Below are 19,406 nucleotides of genomic sequence, written 5' to 3'. Positions count from 1 at the left end.
CACAGACCCAAGCAACATCGCACCCGCGACGCTTTAGCTAGTCCCGTACTTTGTCGGGGCGACCGCGCAAGAAAAACTAACCCATGCCCGCCCCCAACCCCGCCACAAAATTCCCCCTCGCCAACTACAACCGCCTCTGCTTCCTAAAAAACATCATCAAAAACCCCAACATCACCGTCGGCGACTACACCTATTACGACGACTTTGAAGACGTGCACAATTTCGAAAAGAACGTCAAATACCACTTCGACTTCGTAGGCGACAAACTCAACATCGGCAAATTCTGCATGATTGCCTCCGATGTAACCTTCATCATGAACGGTGCGAACCACCTGACGGACGCCATTAGCACCTATCCTTTCGCTATTTTTGGGGAGGATTGGAAGGACGCGATGGACGGCCGGGAATACCCGCGCAAAGGCGATATCAACATCGGCAACGACGTCTGGATCGGCTACAACGCCACCATCATGGCGGGCGTCACGGTCGGCGACGGGGCCATCATCGCGACGAACGCAACGGTCGTCAAGGATGTAGCGCCGTATTCCATTGTGGGTGGTAATCCGGCGCGAGAAATCAAGCGGCGGTTTCCGGAAGAAACTAGTAAAAGATTACTGGAGTTAAAATGGTGGGACTGGAAAATTGAGCGCATTACGGCCAACGTCGGTGCACTTACGGGGAATGATTTAGGAAATATTATTTAAATACATTTCCCGCAACAGAGCAACTCGAGTAATTAAAACTATTGGGCGCGGTCGCGGGTGCCGGGTAATACACCGGAGGAGCCAAAATCAGTGGCTCTAAACTAACGTTCGGTTAAGCGGTCAACTTTCCACATCATTGCCAAACGACAAAGACCACTTATTCCGAACAGCAAAAAATCGAATCAGAAAAACGACTAAAATGGCGGTGATCATCCCTGCTACCGTTCCGAACCAGGAGTCTATCAGTACGAACAAAATACCCCCAACCAAACAAGCAGAAGCATAAATCTCCTTACGAAAAATAAGCGGCACCTCCCCGGAAAGCACATCCCGGATCACCCCACCAAACGTAGCCGAAACCACCCCGAGCATAATGGCCACCATCGGCCCCAAACCAAACGCCAGAGCTTTTTGCAAACCGAGGATCGTGTAAAGCGCAATCCCGATCGTGTCGAAAAGAAACATACTGCGCCGCAACTTCCGCACGTGGCGCTTGAACAGGTAGGTAAGGCCCACGCCAACCATGACGAGGTAGACGTAGCGTGGCGTCAGCATCCAGGCAACGGGCGTCGCACCGATTAATAGGTCACGCAGGGTACCCCCGCCGATCGCCGTAACGAGGGCCATGATGAAGACGCCGAACACGTCGAACTTCCGCTTCATCCCCGCCAGAGCGCCCGATACGGCGAAGACCAGGGTCCCGGCGTAATCGATGCTGATGATGAAATATTCCATAGTTCGGGATTAACGGCGGCGAGCCGTATTTGATCGCGCCCGCGTCGCTTAAGCGAGGGCTTTGATCTGCTTTGCTTCCAAAAATTCACCCTGCACCTGCGACGCGTTAGCAAGTCCCGTACTCTGTCGGGGCGTCCGCGCAACCGCTAACTTGATCATTACCTGCCCCACCTGCGCGCTCGTCACTACCGAGTCCAATTTCTGGAACAGACCATAAATCGGCCGCGTAATGGTATAAATTGCATTTACCCAACCGCTTTTCGACTTCACGCCCTTTACCGGGATTACCATTCCAATTCTAAAAGCATAAGCCCCCCCAAAGCCCCGGTTGATCACGTAATTCTCCGTCCGCCCCTTCACGCGCGCCCACATGAGGGATCCTTTTTCGGAGCTGTCCGTCCCCGCGCCGGAGACGTAGGTAAACACCGCACGGTCGTTCGCCAGATAGATAGTGTCGGCCAGGCTTTTCGTCACGTCGTAGGTCAATCGGCTGTAATCGGTTTCGTTCATCCCCAACGATGAGACGCCCATGCAGTGAAAACAAGCACCGGGCTTAAATGCGGAAATTTGCTCCTGGCTAGTCGAGAAATCAGTGAAATCCCGGTGGATTAACTCTTCCAGTTTCGGGTGCGTCATCCCGAGCGACTGGCGGCCGACGGAAAGCACCTTAGCGACGGCGGAGCTTTCGAGGCATTCCAACAGGACGCCTTTACCGATCATTCCGGTCGCGCCGGTAAGTAATACGTGAAGGGCCATAGGATAATATTGTAATCTCGTAAGATAGCGCAGCAGAATAATTAGCCGCGGCCGCGGGTGCCGTGCCGTGGGAAGCGCAAAGTTAGTTCGGCAAGCGATGGCAAAGGAGCCAGGCACCGGACTTTCCAAAAAATGCAAGCGGGTTCTCATACTCTCCCACCCCAACCCCGTCGTATCTTGCCGCCCATGCCAAGCAACCCCAAGAAGTACATCTGCATCCACGGTCATTATTACCAGCCCCCACGCGAAAACGCCTGGCTGGAAACGATCGAGGTCCAGGAATCCGCCGCGCCCTACCACGACTGGAACGAACGCATCAACGAAGAATGTTACGCCCCCAACGCCACGGCCCGCGTCCTCACCGGCGACGAACAGATCAGCGAGATCCGCAATAACTACGCCGGCATCTCCTGGAATATGGGGCCTACGCTCCTAAGTTGGCTTGAGGAGCACGACCCCGCTACCTACGCCCGGGTCATCGGAGCCGACGAGCAGAGCCAAGCACGCTTCGGCGGCCACGGCAACGCCATCGCCCAGTCCTACAACCACATCATCATGCCTCTCGCCAACGAGCGCGATAAGCAGACGCAGATCCGCTGGGGCGTGGCCGATTTCGAGCACCGCTTCGGCCGCAAACCCGACGCGATGTGGCTCTCCGAAACGGCCACCGACACGGCAACGCTCGAAGCCCTGGTCGATAACGGCATCAAGTTTACCATCCTGGCACCCCGCCAATGCAAATCCGTCCGCCACCAGGATAACGACGACTGGCAAGAGGTGAATGGTGGCGTTGATAGCCGCCGCGCCTACCGCTGCCCCCTACCCTCCGGTCGCACGATCGACCTGTTCTTCTACGACGGCGACGTCAGCAAAGGCGTTGCCTTCGAAGGCCTTCTCAACGATGGCCGCCGCCTGGCCAACCGCCTGATGAACAGTCTGGACGCGAACGACGAAGTACAGATCGCCCAAATTGCCACCGACGGTGAATCCTACGGCCACCACCACGCCAAGGGAGAAATGGCCCTGGCCGCCTGCCTCACCCACGTCGAGGATAATCCCGACTTCGAACTGACCAACTACGCCCAGTTCCTCGAACTTCACCCTCCCGTCTGGGAAGCACAAATCCACGACAACAGTTCCTGGTCCTGCGTCCACGGCGTCGAACGCTGGCGGAGCGATTGTGGCTGCCACACCGGCGGCGGTCCGGGCTGGAACCAAAGCTGGCGCGCGCCTTTACGTGATGCCCTCGACGTTGTCCGCGACCGGCTCATCACCGTTTTCGAGACCGAAGGCGGCAAACTTTTCCGCGACCCCTGGGCCGCGCGCGACGCTTACGTAGAGCTCATCCTCGACCGCGACACCGACACGACAAACACCTTCCTCGACCGACACACCAATCGGACTGACCTCACCCAAATTCAGCGGGTAAAAATGCTACGTCTGCTCGAAATGCAACGCCACGCGATGCTCATGTACACGAGCTGCGCCTGGTTCTTCAACGAAGTGACGGGCATCGAGACCTTACAAGTGCTCCAGTACGCCAACCGCGCGCTACACCTCTGCCTGGTCATTACCGGGGTGGACCACCATCCGGAGTTTGTCAAAAGTCTGGAAAGCGTACCTTCTAACGTCCGGGAGAACGCTGCCGTCTCCTACCGTGAAGCCGTTATGCCCGCTCGCGTTGGTTTACACCGAGTGGGCATGCACTTTGCCGCCAGTAGCCTTTTCGAGGAGGATATGCATAACCTCGAACTGTTCAACTACCGGTCGGAAATTCACTCGCTGCGGCGCGTCCGGGCGGGTTCCTACAACCTGGCGCTGGGACGAATGACCATCCGTTCCCGCATCACCCAGGCGCAGGCGACCTTTACGTTTGCGGTCCTTTATCTGGGCCAGCAAACGCTGATCGGCAGCTTGCGGAACGACATCAAGGCCGCCGACTTCGAGGCCGTCGCGCCGGAACTGGAACGCGAGTTCCGCGTAGGCCACGTAGGCGAGGTGATCAACCTGATGAGCGCCAACTTCGGCTCGGAGACCTTCTCGATCTGGAACCTGTTCAAGGACGAAAAGCAGCGCATCCTCGGCATGATGACCGCCCAGACGATGCGCCTCGCCGCCCGGAATTTCAGCGACGTCTACTACGATAACTACCAGTTGATGGGCTCGCTCAAAGCCAACAATATGCCCCTGCCGGACGCGTACAAGGCATCCATTCGTTACACGCTCCACCGCCGGCTTTCCGAAGCACTAACCGGGGCCGGCCCGCTGGACCAAACGCGGCTCGCACGCATCGTCGCCGACTTCCAGCACTGGGACCACAGTTGGCAGGACAGCAACCTCGACCTGCAAAAGGCAGCAGAAGACCGCCTGATGGACCGGGTCAAAGCCGGGCTCGATGACCCGGAGTACTGGACGGAGACACGGCAGCTACTGGATTCACTCGAGTTACTTAAACTGCAACCCAACTTCTACCGCTCCCAGAATATCTTTCTCGAAGGATGGTCCGCGAACTACGCCTCCTCCCTGTCGGAACCGCACCGGCGGGCGGGGCTGGCGGTAGCACGCGCGTTGAAATTGGAACTGGGTCAATTAGTCACGGCGGGCATGGTGCCGGAAGTCACCGGATAGTTATAAGTTGACTTGATACTAAACAGTCAATAATCAACCGGCTACAACCCGGTTCACAGCAATTGGGTGATCCAGATGGCCCGATCCAACGAGGACCCTTTGCACGGTGATTTGCCAAAGTGCTCCGGGCCAAAAGCTTACGGAGCCCGGCACCATCAGTTTCCAACGGAATCACCAAATAATGGTTACTTTTGTATCCGTAGCTTTAACGAGCTACTAGCGAATCCATAAATAACAGCAGAGCATGGCCGATTATCATCCCGAACCGTACTGGACTAAAGTAGCGGACCGCATCGACGGACGCGGAGGTAGAAACGTAATTGCGGGGGACGACGAGCCTTACTACCGCTATAAGCGCCACCGCTTTCTGGAAATGCTCAGTAACGTGGATTTTGCGGGCAAGTCGGTACTCGAAATCGGGCACGGGCCCGGTGGCAACCTCAAGTACATTTACGACAACTTCAAGCCAAAAGAAATACAGGGCGTGGACATTTCCACCTCCATGGTCGAGCTGGCGGGTAAGCACCTTCCCGAGGAAATAAAGCTAACCAAGATCGACGGGACGTCCCTGCCGTTTGCGGATAAGTCGTTCGACATCGTGTTTACCGCAACGGTCCTGCAACACAATACGGACGAGCAAATGCTCGCGACGATCATCGCCGAGATTTGCCGCGTGGCGAACGGCGAGGTCCACATCTTCGAGCGGATCGACGACCCCATTGCCGGTGACGAACTGTGCATGGGCCGCCCCGTGGGTTACTACGAAGACTTGTTCCGAAAGGGTGGTTTCGGCCTCAAGGAGACCGAGTTTATCAACATCCACTCGAGTTACCTCGTGGCGGGCGCGACCAGAAAGCTGCTCAACCCCAAAGTGCGCGAAGAGGGTGAACCACTCACGAAGCTTTCGCTCGGCATTCAGGCGGCGCTCATGCCGCTCACTAAGCAGTTGGACTCCGTGTTGACCACCAAGCGAGATTTAGCCCGGTTATCCTTTACCCGCAACAAATAAGCAGCGTACGATTGCTTGCAACCCCGTAAGTCTTTCGCTCCTTACCGCTACCTCGCGCCATGAGGATTGCCATTTTAGCCCCCCTCAACAACCCGGTTTCGGAACCTTACGCCGGTGGCGTCGAGGCGCACACCCACAGCCTGGTGAAGGGGTTTCAAGCGCGGGGGCACGCAGTGACCCTCTTCGCCCACCCGGGCTCGGACGAAGATTGCCCGTTGGTTCCCATAACCATCGCGCAACCAGCGTCGAACCGGTCCGTTTTCCGGTCTTACCGGCACGCGCTCCGGTTAATCGCACGCGGTCAGTTCGACTTGCTGCACAACAACAGTTTCTACTTTTTGCCGGTCCTGCTGGCCCGCTCGTTCGCCTTCCCCGTGGTGACGACGCTCCACACGCCACCGTACAAATTTATTCGCTGGGCCACCAGGCTGGCGGGGCGGTCCCGCAACCAGCATTTCATCGCGATTAGCCAGTTTGTGGCCACTAAGTGGGCACCGTACATCGACTCAAGCCACGTTATTCACAACGGCATCAACCTGGCGGGTTTCTCGCCGGAGCACGAGGTAGTTGCGAAGTCCGCCATCTGGTGTGGCAGGATCCACCCCACGAAGGGGCCGCACCACGCAGCCCTGGCGGCACGGGCGGCGGGTTTTTCACTCGACCTAGTCGGCCCGATTGTGGATCACGATTATTTTGAGGAGCAGATCGCGCCCCTGCTGGATGAGTCCATTCGGTACCTCGGCCACGTCACCCAGCTAGAGTTGGCGGTACTGATGGCGCAGGCCAGCGTCGGCGTGGTTACCCCCATTTGGGAAGAACCTTTCGGCCTCATCTGCGTCGAGATGCTCGCCTGCGGGACACCGGTCGCCGCTTTTGATAGTGGTGCCGTCGCCGAGATTCTTACGCCCGACTGCTCGGCCATTGTTCCGCAGGGAGAGACGGGGGCGCTGGCGCGAGTGCTGGGGGAAGTCGCTAGCAAGCAAAGGTCCGCGTGTACGTCACGCGCGGCGCACTTTTCCGTGGATAAGATGGTAGACGGGTACCTCCGGCTGTACGCGGAGATCCTCCGGGGCAAAGTATAGAACGCTCGTGGCCCTTCAGGCGAACGGATCGGTACTTTGGTGCGCATCGATAACCTCCTGCGTGGGAAGTCGGAGTACCCGTAGCTCGTCTTCCGTCCACCGCACGTATCCGTGCTGCTCGAAGACCGTTAACCAATTTTCCATCGCCCACAAACCCCACTTTTCCCGAAATACGTTTGCGTTGGTGACGATGTTTTCGAGGTGATTGAAGGGTGGCGTACAGGTGGGATGGTACTGGTGGTAGCAGCGGGCATCCACCACGAAGAAAGGAATACCGGCGGCCCTGGCCACGAAGGCAAAGTCCGTATCCTCCCCTCCGTAACCGTGGAAACTTTCGTCGAAGCCGCCGATTTGTTCGAACGTTTCCCGGTACAGCCCGAAACAAAGCGACCAGAACAACTGGTATGGCTGCCCCGCAAGCACGCCGCCCCGCGGTGGTTCGGGCAAAAGCGGGTGCGGGATGGCTAACCGCGTTAGTTCGGCGGTCGTCCAGTCGGCCCGGGCGCTGCCGGCGGGGAGGTAGTGGGGTGACCCCATAACGAGGCCACGGGTGGCCTGTACGGCGGGCACCAAATTAGCTAGGTAGTCCGGAGCGGGGATGCAGTCCACGTCCAAAAAGACCAGGATGTCACCCGTAGCCATCTTCGCGGCGTGATTACGGGCGCGGGCGATGGGTAGCTTATCGCTGCCGATACTAACTATGCTCACTTCCCGTAACGGACAACCGGGGTCGGGTAAATCCGGGTCGGTTGGCTCGTTCATATGAACGACCACCAATTCACCCGGCACCCGCGTCAGCGCCGCCACCCCCCGCACTAGGTTGTGGAGGTTTTGCCGGCGGCCCTTCACAATGGTCAGTAGGGATACGGTAGGTTGGAGCATAAAATAGTAGCGAGCGTGATAAAGACGAGGAGCAAACGGGCGGTAATTTTCCGTTCCTAATATTTCCGGTCCACCACGTAATTAACCAACTCTTCCAGCCCGTCCCGCGCCGCGGAGTGTGGGAGTTGGTGAAGCAATTCAAAAGCTTCGTCCCGGTAGCGGTGCATGGCCGCTTCGGCGTAGGGGATGCCCTCACCCGCGTGGACGAATTTGATCACTTCGGCCACCTTTTCGGGTTTATCGGAATACTTTTTGATGGTGCGGATAATGCGGCGCCGGTCACTACCCGAAGCCTGATTGAGGGCGTGGATCAGCGGCAGGGTCATCTTCTTTTCCTTGATGTCGATGCCGAGCGGCTTACCGACTTTATCCGTGCCGAAATCGAAAAGATCGTCCCGAATCTGGAAAGCAATCCCGATTTTTTCCCCGAAGTCATGCATCAATTGCAGCGTCGGTTCGTCCTGCGTCGTGCTGGCGGCACCGGCCTCACAGGCCGCCGCGATCAGGCTGGCCGTTTTTTGACGAATGACGTCAAAGTAGATCGCTTCGTCAATGTCGAGCCGACGGGCTTTTTCGATCTGTAGGAGCTCTCCTTCGCTCAGCGCCTGCACCGCATTCGACGTTATTTCCAGAATGCGGTACTGCTTGTGCTTCAGGGCGATCAGTAATCCCTTCGAGAGAAAATAGTCCCCCACCAGCACGGCAATCTTATTCTTCCACAGGGCATTGATGCTGAAGAAACCCCGCCGCTCGTAGGATTCGTCCACCACGTCGTCGTGCACCAGGCTGGCTGTGTGGAGAATTTCGATGAGGGAGGCGGCGACGTAAGAATTATCGTTGATCTCGCCACAAGCTTTGGCGGCAAAAAACACGAACATGGGCCGCATTTGCTTGCCCTTCCGCTTAACGATGTAGTAGGTGATGCGATCCATCAACGCGACCGGCGAGCGCAGGGTATCCCGAAAGCGTTTCTCGAAGGCTTGCAACTCGCGGGCGATGGGCGCTTTTATGTCATCCAGGCTCCGGGGCATGCAGGGTTTTTCGGGTGGTTCGCAAAGATAATTGCTCCCGGGACTTAAAGTTTCATTTTTTTCTGAAAACTGGTGGCCGTGGTTTGACCCGGCGCGCACTGTCCAACGCGGGCGGCTTTATTTAAGGATCACCAGCTTTTCCAGTTCTCCGTCCACGACGTTGATTCCGTCACCACGCAGGCGTACCTGATACAGGTAAACGCCCCGTGCTAACTGGTCGCCGTAGTCGTCCAGGCCGTCCCACTCCACGCAATCATCGCGGCGAATGGTGCCGTCGCTGAAGGGAAAAGCGTCTTCGAGCGTTTTGACGAGTTTACCCGTCACGGTGTAGATCTGAATGATGGCTTCGACTTCCTGGCCGACCAGCGTATGGTCGAACTGGAAACACGTCCGGTCGGTAAACGGATTGGGGTAGTTAAGGATGCGGGTAATCGCGTCCTCACCATCGGCGGCGACGATGAACTCCGTCTTACCGATGGCGCTATTATTGGCCACGTCCCACGCCCGCACCGTGACGGTGTGCAGGCCGGGCTCCAGGTCGAAGAGTGGGTACTGTACTTTGCCGCTCCGGAAGTCGTCCGCATCCGCTTCGTAGTAATCATTGAGGACGATGGCGTTCCGCGTGTCCTCGTCAAGGACGGCCTCCAAATCGTGCCCAATACTGTTGCCCGTCACGTTGATACCGAGGTCGTCCGTCAAATTTACCAACAACACGGGGTCTTCGTCGACCGTGCCGCCGGTCATGAAGTCTTCCGTATCGAGAAAGACTTCGACGGTCGGCCCCTCGTCGTTACCGACGTTGCCCTCGGAGGTGCCCCCGATGACGAGCTTATCGTAAAAACCAGCGGCGTCGGTAAACTGAGATTTATCCGCCGCGTAGTAGCTGATCTTGCCCGCGCCGAAAGAGTAGTTGATGTCGCGGGGGACGACGAATTCGAAGGAAAACTTACCGTTCGTCACCGTTGCCCGGCCCCGAAAAACGATGTTGCGTTGTACCTGGATGTCGAGTGGCGGCGACCCGTCATCCTGCGCCAGGGTGGTCACCGTTACGGGTTTGTCGTAGATCGTAGGAAAGACTTGTCCGTTAAAGTTTTCGAGGAGGTTACCGGCCAGGTCGGTGACTTCGCCGCTAATCTTCATCTGCTGTAGCGCACGAACGGTGTCGGTGCGCTCGTCGCTAATTAACTGGTCGTCAATCATCGTCGTCCGGACGGCGTGCTCCGGGAAGGCAATCGTCATCGCGGGGTCGCCCAGTAGGGTAAATTTACGGGCGTTCTCGGTGTTGGAACTGAGGCTATTCGAAGTGGAAGGGCGGGTAATTTCGTTCTTGGCGATTCGAATAATGTCGCCGAGGCTACGCCACTTCCCATCGTCGCGTTCCAACATGGCCAGTACGGTGTTATTCGTCAGCGCATAGTTCTGGGTAGCAAATACCGGGCGGGTCGTCGTCAGTAACGCCGACGCCCCGCCGTTCGGGGTGAGCAAAGCTTCCTCGCCGGCGGAGACGAAGGAAGCATCGTCGTAGTTTGAGAAAGTACAAGTTGCGGTGATGAAGACGGGCGGCTGGATGGGGTTCGAGGAATTCTCCGGACGCTGCCAGTTGCGAATCTGCGGAATGGTCAGTACCCTTTCCTGCGCCCAACCACGCGGGCCACCGTGGCCCAGGTAAGTCACGGCCAGGGCTCCCCGAAAGACCGCCCGGTCGAGACCTTCCGTGATGTCAGGGTAGCGGTCGCCGGCCGAAATACTCTGCTGGGGGAACAGATCGAAGTATAGCTTGTCGAAATTAAGATCGGGTTTACGGGCCGCAACCGAGTTAGCGACCCGGTTGACGTCCTCGGTGTGCTGCCCCCGGTCTTCGTCGTCCCCCACGAACGCCATGCGGGTGCGCCAATCCCCGAGGGTACTGGGGTCGGTATCGTAACGAATCAGTTTTTTCACGATCGCGACGGCTTCGTCGCCCGTCTTTACGGGCAGGCGGCCCACGGCCACGTTCAAATCCGGCTCCAGCGGCTGGGCGCGGGAGGCGGCCCCCATAATGCCGTAGAAGTCATCGGCCGGAAAGCTGTTTACCTCCGTGGGCCGCCCGTCGTGCTGGAAGGTGGGGATAAAGGTCGTCCCGAGTTCGAGGATGTTTCGGTGGTCGAAACTACCGTCACCAAAGAGCAATAGGTAGCGCAGTTCCGGGTCGCGCTCGTAAACCATCCGCGCGTAGTTCCGAATGGCCGCCACGTCATCGCGGCCGCTGCTGAACTCATTGTAGATCTGCTCGGTCGTCACCAACGATACCCGTAGCCCGTTGTGCTGCCGCCGGTGCTCGGCCAGTTCGGTTGCCTGGACGAGAAATTCCGGGTGAGTGACGATGATTAGCTCGGCGGAATTAGTCGCGTGAAGGTTCTGATTATCGACCTTTTCACCCCCTACCGGGCCGGGCAAATTAGCGCCGGTTCGAAAGGCGATGAACTCGAATAACCGCCCACCGGCAACGGCGCCAAATTGATTGTCGCTAACGGGAGCGGAGCGGATGTCCGCCCCATCAACCCGCCAGACGCGGCCATCCGCGGGAAAGTCGCTGAAGGTGTAAAAGACCGTGGAGGCAGTTCGGTTAAGCGCATCCCGGAAGCTAAACTGCGCCAGATTACCAAACTGAAGGCGGCGGCGGACGCGTAAGTCGATGTAGTCGAGCCAGCCCTCGCTGGTGCCCGCACCGGCGGGCGTCGGGTAGTTGAGCCGGACGGAGAAATTCGGATCGGTCAGGTTAATACCGGCGTTGATTGTTGCCTCGTACACGGCGTTCTGCTGTTCCTGGCGGCCGATGTTGACGCGTTGCGCGGCGGAACTCTGAGCTCGTTGGTCACCCACCGTCAGCTCAAAGCGGCTGCTCACGTCACTCCGCAACCCCATGACGGCGCGCAGGCGGGCCGGCTCCTCGGTTACCAGACCGGGTATCCGAAAGAGATTTGGGTAGTTCTTCTCGCGCGCCACCCGAAAAAAATCGCCGTACCAGGTCTGGCCGGAGCCGTGGGCGTTGCCGCCGAGCTCGTGCAGGACGTTGAATTTATCTTCTTCAAAGTGGTAGAGCGCGTCGTACGTGGTGGTGGGCACGCCGTCTGCGGTGGTAACACCAATGGGCAAGTCACTTACGCGGCGGCCAACGGCCCCACCGACCCGCAGAAAGTAGGCGTTGGTATTCGTATAAATGTTTTTTTCGTAACCGAACCGGTCCTGGTCGGCATCGTAGGTGCGGCTGTCCGGGCCGAGGGCGTGGAACAGAATAAAGTCGTTGCCGTCGAAAGAACCGTCAGCCTCCCCCTCGATGGTGATGGCCATTTCGGTGAGGTCGTCCGGCGGGGTGTTGTTGGTGATCTCGGGGAGTTTCCCGGAAACGGACTGGCCAAAAAGGGCGATGTTGCGGGGGTTGATGCCGTCGAGATTGATACCGAGCTCGTCGGTGAGGAAGGCGCGATCGATCTTATGAACCCCTTCGCGTTCGACTTCGATCCGGTACCAATTCCCCTGGCGCAGGACGGAGTTGGTGGCGAAGGTCATGCGGTTTTGGGCGTTTCCGCCGGATGCCGTAATGATCAGGTCGAGCGCCGTGAGCCGTTGGAGCCCGGTGGGCGTGTTGATGATGGCCGGGCCGGCTACCTTACCGAGGTAACCCTCCGGCTGGCGGCTGGCGCTGGTGGTGAAAACGAGTTCGGTAGGGAAATCTTCCCGCCCCTGGTTACCCGCCGCCATGGGTTCGAAAGATGCGTTGAGAATTTCTACCCCGTAGCTCCTTCCGGGTTGCGCGGGGAAGGTGGCCAGGAAACTTGGCGCTACGTCCCATTCCATGGCACCCGCGTCCGCGCCCCCCCGCGCTACCGTGCGGAAGCCATACTGCAACTGGCGGGCTTCCTCCCAGCTGACGATGCGCGGTTCCGGCGCCCACTCGAAGGTGACTTGTACGCGGATTTGCGCACCGAGGGGTACGATGAAAAGAAAGAAAAGGAGGGTAAATAGGGATCGCATAGGCAGGAGGGAAAGCACAAAAATAAGATACCGGTGCCAGGAAGTAACGTTGTCCGCCCGGACACATAATGTGCGGGCAACGCGGCGGGGTGTCGCGGGGCGGACCGCCGGGGCCGCATTTAACCTTTGCGCGACGTAAATTTTGCTAGCTTTGGAGATAAGCGTGCGGAGTACAAATGATCACCCAGTTGTCGTACGCAGATTCTTCGGCCGCACGATTGCTTGACCACAAAGCTACTTTTTTTATTATTCGTGAGCCACCGTGCTAGCGTTCGTTACGACTTGCCGTGTCTTTGTGTTTTGTGGCACAATTCGTTCACGCCGGGTGAGTTACTAAGGTACGGATTTCAGCCCTAAACAGATGCCAAAAAAGTTTATGCCCTTATTACTGTTGTTCCTGACGGCCCTCCCGCTGAGCGCCCAGGACCCGGTATTTAGCCAGTTCTACGCCGCCCCGCTGCGGCTCAACCCCGCCCTGGCCGGCATCGGCGCCGCGCCACGCCTAACTGTCAACTACCGCACCCAACACACGAGCTACCCGAGTGCCTTCGTCACCATGGCGGCCAGTTACGAGCAGCCGGTTGCGAAGACGCCTTCCAGTTTCGGGGTCCGGTTTATGAGCGACCGCCAGCTCGAGGGTGCCTACCGGAACACGGAAGCCGCGCTGGTCTACAGTTACGACGTTCAGTTCACCCCCACCCTACACGCACGCCTTGGTCTGGCGGCCGGTATTCTCAACACTTCCCTCGACTTCAGTCGCCTCACTTTTGGTGACATCCTCGACCCCGTCACCGGCTCCGCGGAAGGTACCAGCCGGGAAATCCTGGAGGCCGCCAGCAATACTTCCGCTGATTTTGGCGCGGGCGTTGTCGTCTACGGTGGCTCCCACTACGGCGGTGTCAGCTTTGAGCACATCAACCGGCCGGACGAGAATCTTTTCGAGCTCAACAACCAGCTTTACTCCGGCCGGCCCCAGCGGCTCACGCTTACGGCGGGTTCACAAATCGACCTGAAGAGCATCAGTACGCGCAAGCGGCCGGCTTACGTAACCCCGAATATCCTGTACGTCGGCCAGGCGAAGCTGCGGCAACTCACCCTGGGGTCTTATTTTGGTTACGGCCCCCTGGCCATCGGTGGTTGGTACCGCCACGCTTTTGAGAATGCGGACGGTTTCATCACCGCGGTAAGCTTCCGACAGGATATTTTGAGAGTGGGTTTTAGCTACGATGCCGTGGTGTCCGACCTCCGCAACGTACCCGGCGGGCTCGGCGCTACGTTCGAAGTTAGCGTGATGATTGATTTTGCGGACAGTGACCGGCTGAAAAAAAATCGGTTCCGCCGGCGCTACAGTGAGTGTTTCCGAATGTTTCAGTAAAGGCAGTCGACCTTAGGCAGCGGCCCCGCGAACACAAACGCCCCGCCAAACGGTTAACCCTACTATGGCAACCATCATCCAAGAAAACACCCCTTCCCCAACGCCCCCCGCCCCGAATCACAAAGGCACCGTCCTCATCGGCGGCGGCAGTGGCTTCATCGGTTCTCACCTCTCGCGCCACCTGACCAACATCGGTTACCAGGTCCGCATCCTCAGCCGTAGCCCCCAACCCGGCGGCCGCTACCTGACCTTTAAGTGGGACACCGAAACGGGTGAGCTGGACCCCGCCGCCCTGCGCGACGTCGACTACGTCATTAACCTCGCCGGTGCCGGCATCGCCGACAAGCGCTGGACGACCAAACGCAAGGACGTCATCATCAAGAGCCGCACCGAGACGACCGCCCTGCTGGCCCGCGGCATTGCCGCCATGGAACGCAAACCTAAGCTTTACCTTTCCGCCAGCGCCGTCGGTTACTACGGCGACCGCGCCGACGAGGTCCTGACCGAACTGGACGCGCCCCGCAGTGGCTTTCTCAGCCGGAGTTGCATCCTGTGGGAAGAGGCAACCAAAATGGTCGCCGACCAGGGCGTCCCGGTGTTCATCAACCGGACGGGCATCGTCCTCCACCCCGAAGGCGGCGCGTTGGAAAAAATGGTGCTCCCCCTCAAGGTCGGCACGAGTACCTACTTCGGCAGTGGCCAGCAATATTACTCCTGGATCCACCTGCAAGACATTATCCGGACCTACTCCCACGCCATCGAGCATAAGCTCACGGGCGTTTACAACGGCGTCGCGCCGACGCCCGTTCGGAACAAGATTTTTGCCGAAATGCTAGCCCCGGCGGCGGGTAAGAAGGCGCTGGTGATCCCCGCCCCGGCCTTTGCGCTGAAGTTGGCGATGGGTGAGATGAGCCACACGGTGCTGGATTCGGCTTACGTTAGTTCGGAGAAGTTGGCCGAGACGGGGTTTGTGTTTATGCACCCGGAGTTGAGCCAGGCTTTGATGGATTTGTTGGGGTAGTCTTAGTGCTTTCGTGAATTTGCCTCCGGTCCCGACTTAGTCGGGGGAGGAAGTAAAGGAGGAATAAGGAGAGAAAGGGGAAGCGTTACTTTTCTACACTTCTTCCTCTTCTTATACCTCTTACCCTTCTTCTGGAAACCGCCGGAGGCCCTACTGGGATGAAATGCAAACCTACACCTACGACACCACCTTCCCCGGCCTCCTAACCGCCATCTTCCAGTCCTTCGCCCGTAAGGCCGGCGACGTAGACATCGTGCCCGAAGACCAGCACCAGCAACAACTTTTCGCCGAGCCGGTCCTGATTCAAACGGACGAGGCGCAGGCCAAACGCGTAGTAGTGGGCTTGGAAAAGCGCTCCCCCGGTGCCGGAAAGTGGCTCCGCAAGATTTTTCTCAGCGAGCAGGCGGGTACCGAGCGGCTGATCCTGCACTACGTCCGCCGCCAAATGGCAAGCCGGCTGGACGTCCAAAAGGATGCCGCCGACGAGAAAATTCGTGCCCTCCAACGCCTCCACCAGCAAATGGGCCGCGAGGTGCACCGCATGCACGCGTTCGTGCGCTTTCAGGAGACGCCGGATGGTCTCTTCGTCGGTTTGATCAATCCAGATTTCAATTGCCTCCCGCTCCTCGGCGAACACTTCGGCGCCCGTTACCCGGCGATGGATTGGCTCATCTACGATACCACCCGGCAGTACGGCCTGCACTGGGATAAGGAAATCAAAAAGGCGGAATTCATCACCCTCACCACCACCAGTAACGGAAGACTAAAACAGCTTTCCGCGGAAATGCTCGCCAGCCAGGAAACGGGGTACCAGGATCTTTGGAAAGCTTATTTCCGGGCGGTGGATATTCCGGAGCGGCGCAACATGCCCCTGCACCTGCAGCACGTGCCGCGGCGCTACTGGCAGTATTTGATTGAAAAGTGAATCGTGAGGGGATGGGGAGAAAAGAGGATAGAATAAAGAGTAAAGACCACAGACCATAGACTCTAGACCCCAGACCACTTACCTTTTCACCTCCCTAACATAAAAAGAAAACCCGCCCGCCTGACGCAGCAACACCGCGTCCGGCACTTCCCGTAAAACTTGTTCCGTCACCCGCGCGGGGCTGGCGAAATATAGCGGTTTACTGATGTTTTCGTGGAACCGGCACTGACGCTCGCGGCAGCCATCTGCGTACCGTTCCGGCGGAAGGTCGGCGTAATACCAGTGGGCGTAAGATTTGTAGTACGCCGTCCCCACGTAGACGTCCCGGCCGCGCAGTTCTTTAAAGAAAGCCACCGGCGCGCCCTGGGTGTACTGTTGGACGCGCGGGACGATGGTACACAAAGTAGTTAGCGTCAGTAACCCGGTAAACAGTAAGTAGGTGGCGGCGCGGTTCTTCAACTGATTTTGCGCGGTCGTAGATGCCGGGTTGGTTCGTAAAAGAGCAGCGTTGGTTTGGAATACGATTCCCGCAATACCCACCACACCGGGCACGAAGGTGTACCAGGGCCAGGTAACGAGCATCGCCAGGCGCGCCGTCACTTCGGCGTCGTCGACCAGGGGAAGCCAGTATGCCGCCGTTATTGCGAGTAGCGGCACGGCCAGCAGGAGTAATGTGTAAAGAATCCAGCTACTCAGCAGGCCGGTGCGAACGACCCGCCGCCACCGGGGGGATAAGTGCGCTTCACCGCCGGTAAGCGTACGGGCGGCAAACCAGCAGAGGGGGAAATAGCACAAGCTCGAGTAGTGCACGATCTTGGTATTGACTACCGAAAAGAGCACCAGTACTACCCAAAAGAGCACCCGCATCCCCCGGTCGGTGGGGTCGGAAAAGCGTCGCCGGTTAAACAGGGCCGGTAGGGCGAGCCAACTGGCCGGGAAACAACCCAGCAGGAGCACCACCACGTGGTAGCCCGGGAAGCCACCGTGGCCGGCGTCCTCCCGAAAAAATAAGCGCGCCTGGTACCGCAGGAACTCGCGGGCGAAATAACCACCGTCTTCCTGCCACAAAAATACCAGCCAAATTCCAATCGGTAGCAAGCTGAGCAGGCCGATGGCTAAGTAGCGAGCCGCACGACGCCCCCTGTGGGCGGGGTTTACGAGCAGCAGTACCAACCAGCACAGCCCGGCGATCAACCCCGCCGCCGGGCCTTTGGTCAGCACGGCCAAACCGAGCACTAGCCCGGAGAGTAATACTTGCCTAGCCGTTAACGCTGCCCCAGTGAGGCTCCACCAGAGCCCCGCCAGCGTGAAGAGATTGAACCACGGGTCGATGATGCCAGACTGCGCGTAAAGCGCCGGTAGCACGCTCAGGCCCAAAAATAATGGCCACCACCGTCGGTCATTTCCGCCAAAAGATTTCTTTCCTAACTGCAACAGTAGTAAGAAGGTGACGATGCCACAGACCAAATTTGGAAACCGAGCGCCCCGGGGGCTGACGCCAAAGATTTTGTAGCTCAGTAGCTGCATCCAGGAAAACAGTGGCGGCTTCTCGTGGAAGGGTAAATAATTGACGGTCGGCTGCACCCAGTTGTCCGTAACCAACATTTCCCGGCTGATTTCCGCGAAATTGAGCTCATCCCAGTCAAAAAGTTGTAAATTATTGGTCCCGAAAAAGCAGGTGCCAAAGAGCAAAATAATCGCAAGTGGAAGAAATCTGGCCAAAGAATTTTTGGAATTATTATACGTGAGGCACACAAAATTGTACGAAATAGTGTGACTTCCCGTAATATTTACGTTTATACTGATGTAAACGCTGGCCCATCCATCCTTGGTGGGCTGCGTCTATTACTCACTAGGAACTAGTCAAGGCTTAGTTTTAGTGAACACTAATCCCAAAGTTAACCTTCTACTACTGAGCCCATCGGCTCAATTACTCGCAAATCAACATCCTTTATATGAGATTACCACTAACCATTCTTGCCGCTATGGCAATTGGCACCACGAGTGTCCAGGCCCAGCAGCTCCCCGCCAACCCCGATCCCAATAAGTGTTACGTTCGTTGTGTGACGCCCGACGTCTACCAAACGGAAACGACCCGGATCCAGACGCAGCCTTCTTACAACCGACTCAGCGTCGTCCCCGCCACTTACCGCACGGTAACGGAGCGTGTACTCGTCAAGGAAGCTTATAAGCGCTACGAATTCGTCCCCGCTACTTTCCGGACGGAATCTGTCTCTTACGAATCACAGGCCCCCGCAACGAGCCTGAACGTGGTCGCCGCTACCTTTAGTGATGCTACCGAACGCGTACTCATCAAGCCAGAAGTCAGCCGTTGGGAAACCACCGCCTATGAAGGCTGTGAGTCCGATGACCCCAACGATTGTCAGGTATTGTGTTACCGTACTTACGAAGCTGAGTACCGCACCGTCCCCGTACAGCGCCTCGCTAACAACGCCGATTCTACCGCATCCACCGTTCCCGGTTCTTCTTCTACTTACTCCAAAGAAGTGATCGCCACGCCAGCACAAGTCCGCGAAATCGACGTGGAAGCCGTTTACGAAACGATCACTAAGCAGGTTGTCGACCAGCCCGCTAGCGTTTCTTCACAGCCCGTTGAAGCTGAGTACACGACCATCACCAAGGAAGTTTTGGCTTCTAAAGGTGGCCTGAGCAGCTACGAAGAAATCGACTGTGAGCTGACTAGCTACAACGTTCTTCCCATCCAGTACGAACTGGCCAGCGCCGCCATCACCGCAGAAAGCCGCCGCATCATCGACGACCGCCTGTTGAACCTCCTCCAGGAGCGCCCCAACATCCGTATCCAGTTGAACGCGCACACGGACAGCCGTGGTTCCGCCGCTTCTAACCAGGATCTTTCCGAGCGCCGCGCCAAGTCCGTTGCTGACTACCTAGTTAGCCGTGGCATCAACCGCCAGCGCCTCGTAACCCGTGGTTACGGTGAGAGCCAACTGACGAACCGTTGCGCCGATGGCGTTAACTGTTCCGAAGCCGAGCACCGCGTTAACCGCCGTACCGAGTTCCGTGTACTGAACATGGACATGTAAATAACTTCGTTACTTCTTCGGAAGTGACATAGTGTTACAAAAGATAAAGCCCCTAGTTACTTCGGTAATTAGGGGCTTTTTTGGCGCGGCCGCGGGTGCAGGCTAGGTCAGTAGGCAGCCGGGTTAGGTCGTACGGACCCGTTTGTACGTATCGACAAACAAATACTTCTTTGCGCGGT

At 57.8% G+C, this 19,406-nt stretch carries 14 protein-coding genes; 8 read left to right on the top strand and 6 right to left on the bottom strand.

The genetic code is table 11. From position 1 onward, the window contains the following. The first annotated feature begins 83 nt into the window (after window positions 1-83). The gene (locus tag GGR27_RS06525; protein WP_168036613.1) at window positions 84-704 is read left to right on the top strand and encodes a CatB-related O-acetyltransferase; all 621 of its coding nucleotides are present in this window, start codon (window positions 84-86) and stop codon (window positions 702-704) included. A gap of 120 nt (window positions 705-824) precedes the next feature. On the opposite strand, the gene GGR27_RS06520 is transcribed toward GGR27_RS06525, so the two are convergent. Continuing rightward, complete coding sequence (locus tag GGR27_RS06520; RefSeq protein WP_168036612.1) at window positions 825-1,439, bottom strand: trimeric intracellular cation channel family protein; 615 nt, start codon at window positions 1,437-1,439, stop codon at window positions 825-827. A 48-nt stretch (window positions 1,440-1,487) separates the two neighbouring features. After that, complete coding sequence (locus GGR27_RS06515) at window positions 1,488-2,195, bottom strand: NAD-dependent epimerase/dehydratase family protein (protein ID WP_168036611.1); 708 nt, start codon at window positions 2,193-2,195, stop codon at window positions 1,488-1,490. 186 nt (window positions 2,196-2,381) lie between these two features. Between GGR27_RS06515 and GGR27_RS06510 the strand changes: the two genes are divergently transcribed. The 3 genes from GGR27_RS06510 to GGR27_RS06500 all read left to right on the top strand — a co-directional run bounded on the left by GGR27_RS06510 (window position 2,382) and on the right by GGR27_RS06500 (window position 6,914). Next, window positions 2,382-4,823: a DUF3536 domain-containing protein gene (locus GGR27_RS06510; protein ID WP_168036610.1), complete on the top strand. Its 2,442-nt coding sequence runs from the start codon at window positions 2,382-2,384 to the stop codon at window positions 4,821-4,823. A gap of 244 nt (window positions 4,824-5,067) precedes the next feature. Beyond that, window positions 5,068-5,832 (top strand): class I SAM-dependent methyltransferase, encoded by a 765-nt coding sequence (locus tag GGR27_RS06505; RefSeq protein ID WP_168036609.1) that lies wholly within the window; start codon window positions 5,068-5,070, stop codon window positions 5,830-5,832. 59 nt (window positions 5,833-5,891) lie between these two features. Further along, window positions 5,892-6,914, top strand: a complete 1,023-nt coding sequence (locus GGR27_RS06500) for a glycosyltransferase (protein WP_168036608.1) — start codon at window positions 5,892-5,894, stop codon at window positions 6,912-6,914. Between the two features lie 15 nt (window positions 6,915-6,929). On the opposite strand, the gene GGR27_RS06495 is transcribed toward GGR27_RS06500, so the two are convergent. From GGR27_RS06495 to porU, 3 genes are all read right to left on the bottom strand, one after another. Continuing rightward, a complete protein-coding gene (locus tag GGR27_RS06495) occupies window positions 6,930-7,796 on the bottom strand; it encodes a glycosyltransferase family 2 protein (RefSeq protein ID WP_168036607.1) in 867 nt (288 codons plus the stop codon). Between the two features lie 56 nt (window positions 7,797-7,852). Next, complete coding sequence (locus GGR27_RS06490; RefSeq protein ID WP_168036606.1) at window positions 7,853-8,827, bottom strand: polyprenyl synthetase family protein; 975 nt, start codon at window positions 8,825-8,827, stop codon at window positions 7,853-7,855. Window positions 8,828-8,944: 117 nt separating this feature from the next. Further along, window positions 8,945-12,841: a type IX secretion system sortase PorU gene (gene porU, locus GGR27_RS06485; protein WP_168036605.1), complete on the bottom strand. Its 3,897-nt coding sequence runs from the start codon at window positions 12,839-12,841 to the stop codon at window positions 8,945-8,947. A 376-nt stretch (window positions 12,842-13,217) separates the two neighbouring features. On the opposite strand from porU, the gene GGR27_RS06480 reads away from it, so the two are divergent. From GGR27_RS06480 to GGR27_RS06470, 3 genes are all read left to right on the top strand, one after another. After that, window positions 13,218-14,216, top strand: a complete 999-nt coding sequence (locus GGR27_RS06480) for a PorP/SprF family type IX secretion system membrane protein (RefSeq protein ID WP_168036604.1) — start codon at window positions 13,218-13,220, stop codon at window positions 14,214-14,216. A gap of 64 nt (window positions 14,217-14,280) precedes the next feature. Then, on the top strand, window positions 14,281-15,237 hold the full coding sequence (locus GGR27_RS06475; protein WP_168036603.1) for a TIGR01777 family oxidoreductase: 957 nt from the start codon (window positions 14,281-14,283) through the stop codon (window positions 15,235-15,237). 163 nt (window positions 15,238-15,400) lie between these two features. Next, complete coding sequence (locus GGR27_RS06470) at window positions 15,401-16,162, top strand: TIGR03915 family putative DNA repair protein (RefSeq protein ID WP_168036602.1); 762 nt, start codon at window positions 15,401-15,403, stop codon at window positions 16,160-16,162. A 78-nt stretch (window positions 16,163-16,240) separates the two neighbouring features. Here the strand turns inward: GGR27_RS06470 and GGR27_RS06465 are convergent, their stop codons facing one another. Continuing rightward, the gene (locus GGR27_RS06465; RefSeq protein ID WP_168036601.1) at window positions 16,241-17,884 is read right to left on the bottom strand and encodes an ArnT family glycosyltransferase; all 1,644 of its coding nucleotides are present in this window, start codon (window positions 17,882-17,884) and stop codon (window positions 16,241-16,243) included. A 233-nt stretch (window positions 17,885-18,117) separates the two neighbouring features. On the opposite strand from GGR27_RS06465, the gene GGR27_RS06460 reads away from it, so the two are divergent. Then, window positions 18,118-19,227: an OmpA family protein gene (locus GGR27_RS06460; RefSeq protein ID WP_245184474.1), complete on the top strand. Its 1,110-nt coding sequence runs from the start codon at window positions 18,118-18,120 to the stop codon at window positions 19,225-19,227. Window positions 19,228-19,406 lie beyond the last annotated feature (179 nt).

It is taken from the genome of Neolewinella antarctica, assembly GCF_011927835.1.
Classification (GTDB): domain Bacteria; phylum Bacteroidota; class Bacteroidia; order Chitinophagales; family Saprospiraceae; genus Neolewinella; species Neolewinella antarctica.
The sequence above is the reverse complement of the archived record's forward strand: the minus strand, read 5'-3'. Positions and strand labels throughout refer to the sequence as shown.